Source organism: Thermostichus sp. MS-CIW-41, assembly GCF_054058915.1.
Map to the genome: position 1 here is coordinate 1 of NZ_JBSSBO010000077.1, position 8,059 is coordinate 8,059.

Below are 8,059 nucleotides of genomic sequence, written 5' to 3' on the forward strand. Positions count from 1 at the left end.
GGACTCCGTCCCGCTGACGCGAACAGAGATAGGCAGGATGCGATCGCTTCTTTCCTGAACCATGTTCAGGAGAGTTCAGCGTGAATGTATCAGGAACGGTTCGAGCCGCAGGGATCAGTGGGTGGCGCTCAGTTCCTTGGTTGGGCAGCATTGCAGAGCAGCAGGGCATCTGGATCCCAAAGGATCTGCCCATCAAGAGCCATTCTCCCCAACACCGGCATTCCTACTTGGGCTTCCAGGCGCGGGATCAAAGTTGCATCCAGCTTTTCCAAGGCTTGGGGATCCCCAGTTTCGGTCAGGGATCCAATCAGCACCCACCCCAAACCGCAGGCCTTGGCTTGGCGCAACAGGGCGGCAAAAGCAGCAGCTTGGCTCAGAGCGGCCTCCCGCTGCAGCGTCAACAGCAAGCTCAACCCCCACGCATGGGCTAGATCGGCCCAGGTTTGGCCTGGCCCCAGGGGATCGGCAACGCTGCCCGGCAAAACCAGTAGGGGATCTTTTTCTCCTGCCCACTCGGAGATTTGTTGCCAGAGGGCCTTTAGCTGAGCTTCCGAAGGGTTGGGATCCACTCTGAGCCGGCCCCAAGGGCGTTGAACCACCTGCTGCCAAGCGTCGGCCACTGCCGTAGCTCCTGGGATCCCCGGCCAGGTGTTGGCCACCATCACCTTCATGGCTCTGCCTCCCATAGGGCGAGAAACTCCGGCTGGATCTCGAAGCCAAACACCAAAGCCATATCCCGCAGCATGGAGACGGATCCCAGGTTCTGCTGCTTAAACCACCGCATCAACACAAAGATCTTCTGATAGACAAAGATCTCCAACGCTTCTGGGTTGTAAACAATACCCTCCCGAGGGTTGAATTGGTGGGGCACCATCATAGCCGCGTAACGGGCGAGTTCTCCTTGGCGCCAATTGAGAAAGTAGGGCATCCAGGGGTAGACTGTATCCCAACGAATAAACCACAGGCGCACCTCCGGGATCTCGGACAGCTCCCGTGGATCCTCAGGGCTGCGCGGCCAATCGATGGCGCATTGCACCTGCTGGGCAGCACGCACGGGATCGGCCATCAAGGTTTTCACCAGCTCATGGCCGGGGGTGAGATCCAGAGTTTGAATGGCCTTGGCAGGAAGGTAGAGGGTAATCGGCACGGCAACACAGCTATCTGGCTTGCAAATGCAGCTTATCTCAGCTCTGCTCTGTCTTGCTCGCCACTGGGATCCCTAGACGGGTGAGATCGAGGGCAAAACCTGCCGTTACCAAAAACACTTGGTCGGCCAGGGGAGCCAGCCTTTGGGTCAGTTCCCCCATCCGATCCCGAAACCGCCGCCCCAGTGGGTAAGCGGGCACCACCCCCCAGCCCACTTCTTCAGACACCAGGAGGATCTCCCCTCTATGGCTTTGCAAGGTTGCCAAGAAGGATTGCACCAAGGGATCCCATTCTGAAGAGGGACAGTCTAGGCCCTGCGCCACCCATCCCCCCAGCGAATCCACCAGCGCACAGCAGGGCTGGGGTAACTTTTGCAGTTCTGCCCCCAAGTCCCTCCCGGTTTCCCAAGTTTGCCAACCGGAAGGTCGTCGTTGCCGGTGCTGTTGAACGCGCTCTGCCCACTCTGGGTCAGTCTCAGGATCGGGTTTTGGCCCGGTAGCCAGGTAGACAACCGGCAAGCCCGAAGCCGCAGCCAAACCCTCTGCCAGCCGGCTTTTGCCAGAGCGCACAGGGCCGCAGATCAGCACAATCGACATTACGCTGGAAATCCACTGACGCTTGAGATTAACCTAACAACAGCGCACTTGAACTTCAGGCTCAAAAGCCCGACCATGACAGATCCCAAGCCAATATCTCCGCCTGAACAAAAGGCTGCTTCGGCCTCTTTTCGATCTGCTCAACCGCTCTGGCTCAGCCTAGCGCTGGGGATCACCACTGCTCCCGTTTTGTTGGGCTTGGTCTTGGCAGATCGGGCCGGGAAATGGCTGGGATCCCTGAGCTGGGAAGATCCGGGTTGGTGGCTGGGGGAGCGGCTGCCCAACTTAGACAGCGCCCCGCTACAGGCCCATGAGCGACAGCGCAAAAACTCTGCCCCGGTCGAGAACCCCTAGCTTCTCCGTCACTTTCGTATGATCGGGTAAGCGAACCAGCAGCAGGAGTTAACAGCCTTTGCGCAGACCGGCCAGACTATCTCAGGAGTTCACCTCCACATTCTCGGGGGTGCTGTTTTGGACGAGCGCATTTCTCTTCACAACGGTGTTGAGCGCTTGCTTGGGCTACCTATTTGGCCAGCGAGCTCTATCGGGGGTTTCTTCTCCCGTCACCGGCGCCGGTCGGGCTTCTCCTTCCCGCGAAGTTCGGGATCCCCGCACTGTGCCCTTGCTGAACGAGGCTGAGGTAATTGCAGCAGCCGAAGCCAGCCTTCGTCCGTCCCCAACTCCCACCCCCCTCTTTACCCCAGCACCCACGCCGGTTGCAACTCCCACTCCAACACCCACCCCCAGATTGTCTCCTGAATTGGCGGCGGCCCCGTCGCCAACTCCTCGCCCCGCCACTCCATCTCCTCCACCTTCTCGTTCCCGTCAGCAGGACGGAGTTCCTGCCCCGCCGGCGCCCACACCACCTCCGCCCCCCCTACCAATTGCCGCCGGTGGACAGGTCTCTATGCAGGTGCTCTCGGTTCGTCGCGAGGGAAGCCAAGTGGTTCTGAATGTAGCTATGCAAAACAACTCGGCAGAGACGGTGCGCTTTCTCTATAGCTTCCTGAACATTACTGACGACAATGGACGGTCAATCAGCGCGCTCACCCAGGGTTTGCCGGGGGAGCTGCCCCCCAATAGCCAAGTCTTCCAGGGAACCATCCGCATCCCAGCCTCGAGCCTAGCCGGATCCCGATCCCTGTCCCTGAGTTTGGCTGATTACCCCAGCCGCCGCCACCGAGTGGGAGCCAGTGGGATCCCAGTGCCGCCGTAACACCCCTCTTCCTTTAGCTTCAGACCACAGATCCGGTCACGTAGCGTTGCGGAGCAACAGGAGCAACAAAGTTTGTACGGGGAACATGAGGTGGAGTTGAGAAGAGGTGCCTAGCCCAACCTTTGAACAGCCTGAGGAAATCCGAGCGCTTTTTGACCGCATTGCTCCCCACTATGACTCCCTCAACCAAACCTTGAGCCTGGGCCTCCATCAGGTTTGGAAGCGTATGGCCGTGCGTTGGTCGGGCGCCAGCTCAGGAGGATATGTGCTGGATCTGTGCTGTGGAACCGGTGATCTGGCTCTGCAGTTGGCCCGCCGAGTAGGACGAAGGGGACATGTGGTGGGCCTAGATTTCTCTCCCGCCATGCTGGCGATTGCCCGGCGTCGCTCCCGGCTCTTCCCTGGCTACTCCCTGGAGTGGGTTTTGGGAGATGCCTTGGCCTTACCTTTTCCCGACAGTAGCTTCGATGCCATTACCATGGGCTACGGCTTGCGCAATGTAACCGATATTCCCCAAGCCTTGCGAGAGATTAGGCGAGTACTGAAGCCAGGACGTCGTGCCGCCATTTTGGATTTTCACCGCCCCACAGGGATCCCTCTTTGCGAACAATTTCAGCGCTGGTACTTGAACACTCAGGTGGTTGCCCAGGCCAAAACTTTGGGACTGGGATCCGAATATGCCTACATTGATCCCAGCCTAGATCGCTTTCCCTCTGGAGAAGAGCAACGACAAATGGCCCTGCAGGCAGGGTTTGCCAGTGCCAAGTTCTACCCCCTAGCGTGGGGAATGATGGGGGTATTGGTGATTGAGAAGTTTCGTATTGTTTCCATTAATTCCACTAATTCCACTTCCCCGAAGGGAAGCGACTCTCCCCGATTATAACCCTTGTCCAGAGCGGGATCCAGGGGCCTAGATCGACAGGGTCTCGTTTAAGGACTCCGTCCCGCTGGCGCGAACGGCTGCAATTTCCCCTTATTTTTCTCTGCCGAGAGGCCTGAAACCCTTGCCCAGAGCGGGATCGACCGGGTCAACGGAAGAATCAGGGTTTGAGGCTTGTCGCCGACCCTGTCGCTAACCATGTTGGTGTAGAAATTAACATGGATCCTCCTGCCCCCCTTGAGGTTGCTGGGGAGCTGCCTCTGAGAAGCGGAAGCAGGGGGCCAATGAGGGCAAGATGAGAGGCTAGGGAGCGACGACATAGCAATCTTGGGAGAGGCGCTCGTTGCCTCCCCACTTTGCCAGCTTGCTTCCGCCGCAGGCAGGTATGAAGACCGGGCTTGAGACCCGGTTTTTAGGTAAAACTCCCTGAGTAAAAGTTCTCAATAGAAACTACCAAAGTTACTGCAGGAGCTGGGATCCCCCTCTGGAAAGCTTGGGAAACCCCAAATTCCTGGGGACTTGCTGGGTGGGCTTTCTTCGGTTACCGCTTGCCTACGGCGATCGCCAATGCCGCAGTCACCGCAGCATTCCGGTCGCTTGAAGTCGTCCCAATGGATGCAAGCCCGGCAGCCTTTCAGCATTTCCGGCCAGCGCTCCCGAATCAACAGTTGCCGCAGTTTGACTTCCCGTGACTCCTGAAAGGGGTGTTGGAATTGATCCATAGCTATTGGGTTTCCCAGCTCTCTTATCTGGTATAAAAGCAGATTTGAGTTTGGGATCGAGAAATATCAGTATAGCTTAAGGTTTGGGTGACCCAATCTTTTCTGCTGGTTCTAAGACAGCCGAGATAAATCAATCCACTTTTATCCATCACCTTAGGAAAAGATTTACCAAAAAATGTAAACAGTTTACACAAAACTTAGCCCATTTTTTCTCCGCTCAAAACAAAGGTGGGATCCAGTGCCAGCAGCATTTGAGTCCGACCGCGGTGTTCCAGGCGGTTCACCGCCGATTGAATCACCTCCACATGATGAGCCCGCACAGCGGCCAGGCCGGCAGAAAGGCCGTAGAGCCCATCCAAAGAGTTGGTCGTCGCCACGACCCGCCCGTTGGGGCTGAGATGGCTCCAGCAGGCTTCCAAGATCTCGCGTAGGGGGTGGCCTCCCTCAATGCAGATGCGATCCGGTGCCGGAGAAAGGTGTTGCAGACAATCGGGGGCAGTACCTTGAATCACCTGCACGTTGGTGAGGCCAAATTTCTCGCAATTGCTCTCGATTAGGCTGACTACCTCGGCATCTCGCTCGATGGCAATCACGCGAGCTTTGGGGCATAGAACAGCCGCTTCAATGGCAATTGTGCCGGTTCCGGCGCCGATATCCCACAGGCAGTGGTTCTCTCCCAGGCGCAACTGGCTTAGCACCAACACGCGCACCTCACGAGGGCTCATCGGGATCCCTGGGATGCGTTCAAAGGCAGAGTCTGGGATCCCTGGGGTGCGGTAGGGCCAAGAGAAGGCGGCTGACATGGGTAAAGTACCGTTGCAGAGGAAGTTTGTCTATACATATCCCTCAGCATAGAGCGAATGCTCAACAGGCCATCTCCAACCTGATAGGGGTGCCGCTTCTCCCGCCCAATCATTGCCCAGATGGGCACCACAACTGCAACAAGCCTATGTTGTTCACCATCAGGGCCACCGCAAACGCAGCCGGGTAAGCCCAAGCGTTGACTGCCCAGTTATCGAAGGAAAACCGATCCCAACGCTGCCGGGATCCCAGCTTTAGGCTCTGCCGCCAGAGCAAACGTGAGCCGCGGAAAGCGCAAATTTCCACTTGCTCCAGCCGTGGGATCCGCAGTTGCTTCAAGATCAGAAACAGTTGGGCAGCGGCAACTTGGGGGGAGAGCGCAGGCTGGTACAGGGATCCCAGCAGGTGGACGTGCAGGGTCTCGTCGGCAAAGTCTACCCGGACACACCAGCGACGCCGCAGCAGTTCTGTCCGCACAACCTGCACAATTGACTGGGCGTGTCCAGCTCGGGCCAGGGCTAGGGGATCCGGTGGCCTGGGCATCCCAAGATACCTCGTCGGAGAACAAGCAGTGGGATGGAGAAGATATGCCCATTATCCTCTGGCCCCGCAAGCAAGAGCGGAATTGCGCTCCTTCTCAGGCTGCTCCGAAAGCAGGTTGGTATAGTTGCAGGTGTGGGGAGTGGATGGAAGGTCATGCCCGAATTTGGCAAGCCGGGGTCAAGGCAGATATGGGGGGCGATGCTGCTGTTGAGCTTGGCGGGGGCAGGGCTGTTTCCCCCGGAATCTGTCCAGGCTCAGGCGATTACAGCCCCAGGTTTATCGCGCATTGAGCGTTGGTACTACGACCCCCAGCAGGGGCGGCTGGAAGTTAACACCCAGGGCGAGGTGCGGCCTTTTCTGTTCGTGCTGCAGAATCCGCCTCGGGTTGTGCTGGATTTTCCCAACACCCGCTTTGGACAGGAGCCCCAAACCCAGACTTTTGCGGGCCGTGTCACCTCTCTGCAGATTAGCCAGCTTACGGATACCATTACCCGCTTTGTGCTGTATCTGCAGCCGGATCAGCCTCTCAGCCTCAACCAACTGCAACTGCTCACTGCCGGCCCCTCCCGCTGGGCTGTTCAATTCACCCAGGCCGGATCTCTCTCTTCTTCTCCCCCTTCATCTGCCGGCTTATTGGGAGGTTCCAGGGATCCCTTCCCGCCGTCCCCGCCTTTGCCGACACTGCCTCCCCGACGCCCGGCACCCACCCCATCTCCTCGCTCCGGCCATCAAATTTTAGAGGTATCCCCGCAAGCAGAAGGCTTTTTTATCCGTACCCAAGGCAGCCCCTCCACTACGGTGCGGCGCATCCTCGATCCGGATCGGGTAGTGGTGGATTTTCTCAACACCACCCTCAGCCCTGCCCTCACCCAGCGAGCTTATGTCATCAACCGTCTGGGGGTTGCGCGGCTACGGATCGGGCAATTTGAGCCCACCATTGCTCGGGTAGTGCTGGATGTGGATTCCTCCGGTGGCGACTGGGAAGCCCGCTACGACCCACAGCGGGGTGGGATCTGGATCCAGCCTGCCGGCGGTGCTGCCCAGGCCAGCCTTTTGCCCGAGGTCAGCTCTGTCAACAGCAGTGGGCCGCTGGCCACGTTGCAATCGGTTCAGCTCCAGGGCAACCGGTTGATCATCAGCGCCGATGGATTCATGTTCTACCGGGCCGGCTGGGATCCCGAGAGTGGTGGCTACCGCATCAACGTGGCGCCCGCTCGCCTGCCCCAGTCTATGCCGGATCCCGGCTTGCCGGTTGGAGGGCCGGTGGAGCGGATCCGCTTTGTCCAGGAAGATGCCCGCACGGTCAGCATTCTGGTGCAGCCCGCCGAGGAGTTCAATGTCTTCGAGCCCAACCCCGGCCAGGGATCCCGCCGCATTACCTTGGAGCTGCGACCTCTGAATGCTCCTCCACCAATACCTCAGCCGCAGACGCCCGGCCCTGCCTCCCCTTCCACCCCCCAATCTCTGAACCGGACGGTCATTGCCATCGACCCCGGCCACGGGGGACGGGATCCCGGTGCTATTGGGGTAGATGGGATCCAGGAGAAGGACATCGTGCTCTCCGTTGCCCACCAGGTGCAACGACTGCTGCAGGAGCGGGGGTACGGGGTGGTGATGACCCGCACCGATGACCGGGAAGTGCTGCTGCAACCGCGGGTGGATATGGCCGTTCAGGCCAATGCTGCCCTGCTGGTGAGCATTCATGCCAACGCCCTGGATCGCTCCGGCATTCACGGCATCGAGACCTATTACCTGCGACCCGATAGCGCCGAGCTGGCCGCCATCTTGCACCGCAGCTTGGTCAGGGCCACCGGTGCTGCTGACCGGGGGGTGAGACGAGCCCGCTTTTTTGTGGTGCGGGAAACACCTGTGGGTATGCCCTCCGTGCTGCTGGAGTTGGGATACGTAACCAACCCAACCGAAGGGCGAAAATTGGCTACTGCCGAATATCAGGCTATTTTGGCGCGGGCCATTGCCGATGGCATTGAGACTTTCTTGCGCAGTCGCTAGCCGTTGGCTGAGCTTGTTCATGTCTATCGGATCTCTCAATTGATCCTTAAGTAAACTACCCGGCTCCGACCGCTAAGCGGTACGGAGCGGGCTTTCAGTAGCCCTGAGCCTGCTCTGCTCTACCAGAGAACAAAACAAGCCCGGA

10 protein-coding genes are annotated in these 8,059 nt (G+C 58.8%); 4 read left to right on the forward strand and 6 right to left on the reverse strand.

Annotated features, from left to right (window positions below; translation table 11 throughout):
- Positions 1-128 precede the first annotated feature (128 nt).
- From ACVWXE_RS13985 to cobU, 3 genes are read right to left on the reverse strand one after another with little or no spacing between them, the layout of a single operon-like run.
- A complete protein-coding gene (locus tag ACVWXE_RS13985; protein WP_457404277.1) occupies positions 129-686 on the reverse strand; it encodes a hypothetical protein in 558 nt (185 codons plus the stop codon).
- A complete protein-coding gene (locus ACVWXE_RS13990; RefSeq protein ID WP_011432033.1) occupies positions 668-1,147 on the reverse strand; it encodes a CRR6 family NdhI maturation factor in 480 nt (159 codons plus the stop codon). The genes ACVWXE_RS13985 and ACVWXE_RS13990 overlap by 19 nt, the downstream gene beginning before the upstream one ends.
- A 37-nt stretch (positions 1,148-1,184) precedes the next feature.
- A complete protein-coding gene (gene cobU, locus ACVWXE_RS13995; protein ID WP_457490608.1) occupies positions 1,185-1,742 on the reverse strand; it encodes a bifunctional adenosylcobinamide kinase/adenosylcobinamide-phosphate guanylyltransferase in 558 nt (185 codons plus the stop codon).
- Between the two features lie 75 nt (positions 1,743-1,817).
- Between cobU and ACVWXE_RS14000 the strand changes: the two genes are divergently transcribed.
- The 3 genes from ACVWXE_RS14000 to ubiE all read left to right on the forward strand — a co-directional run bounded on the left by ACVWXE_RS14000 (position 1,818) and on the right by ubiE (position 3,841).
- The gene (locus ACVWXE_RS14000; RefSeq protein ID WP_457445458.1) at positions 1,818-2,096 is read left to right on the forward strand and encodes a hypothetical protein; all 279 of its coding nucleotides are present in this window, start codon (positions 1,818-1,820) and stop codon (positions 2,094-2,096) included.
- Between the two features lie 58 nt (positions 2,097-2,154).
- On the forward strand, positions 2,155-2,958 hold the full coding sequence (locus ACVWXE_RS14005; protein ID WP_457490609.1) for a hypothetical protein: 804 nt from the start codon (positions 2,155-2,157) through the stop codon (positions 2,956-2,958).
- 106 nt (positions 2,959-3,064) lie between these two features.
- Complete coding sequence (ubiE, locus tag ACVWXE_RS14010; RefSeq protein ID WP_414522813.1) at positions 3,065-3,841, forward strand: bifunctional demethylmenaquinone methyltransferase/2-methoxy-6-polyprenyl-1,4-benzoquinol methylase UbiE; 777 nt, start codon at positions 3,065-3,067, stop codon at positions 3,839-3,841.
- Positions 3,842-4,278: 437 nt separating this feature from the next.
- Here ubiE and ACVWXE_RS14015 read toward each other — a convergent pair whose 3' ends face one another.
- From ACVWXE_RS14015 to ACVWXE_RS14025, 3 genes are all read right to left on the reverse strand, one after another.
- A complete protein-coding gene (locus tag ACVWXE_RS14015) occupies positions 4,279-4,560 on the reverse strand; it encodes a hypothetical protein (RefSeq protein ID WP_457490610.1) in 282 nt (93 codons plus the stop codon).
- Between the two features lie 197 nt (positions 4,561-4,757).
- On the reverse strand, positions 4,758-5,363 hold the full coding sequence (gene cbiT, locus ACVWXE_RS14020; protein ID WP_011432027.1) for a precorrin-6Y C5,15-methyltransferase subunit CbiT: 606 nt from the start codon (positions 5,361-5,363) through the stop codon (positions 4,758-4,760).
- A gap of 109 nt (positions 5,364-5,472) precedes the next feature.
- A complete protein-coding gene (locus ACVWXE_RS14025; protein ID WP_457490611.1) occupies positions 5,473-5,904 on the reverse strand; it encodes a hypothetical protein in 432 nt (143 codons plus the stop codon).
- A 198-nt stretch (positions 5,905-6,102) separates the two neighbouring features.
- Here ACVWXE_RS14025 and ACVWXE_RS14030 point away from each other — a divergent pair, with 198 nt between their 5' ends.
- A complete protein-coding gene (locus ACVWXE_RS14030) occupies positions 6,103-7,914 on the forward strand; it encodes an N-acetylmuramoyl-L-alanine amidase (RefSeq protein ID WP_457490612.1) in 1,812 nt (603 codons plus the stop codon).
- The last annotated feature ends 145 nt before the right edge of the window (positions 7,915-8,059 follow it).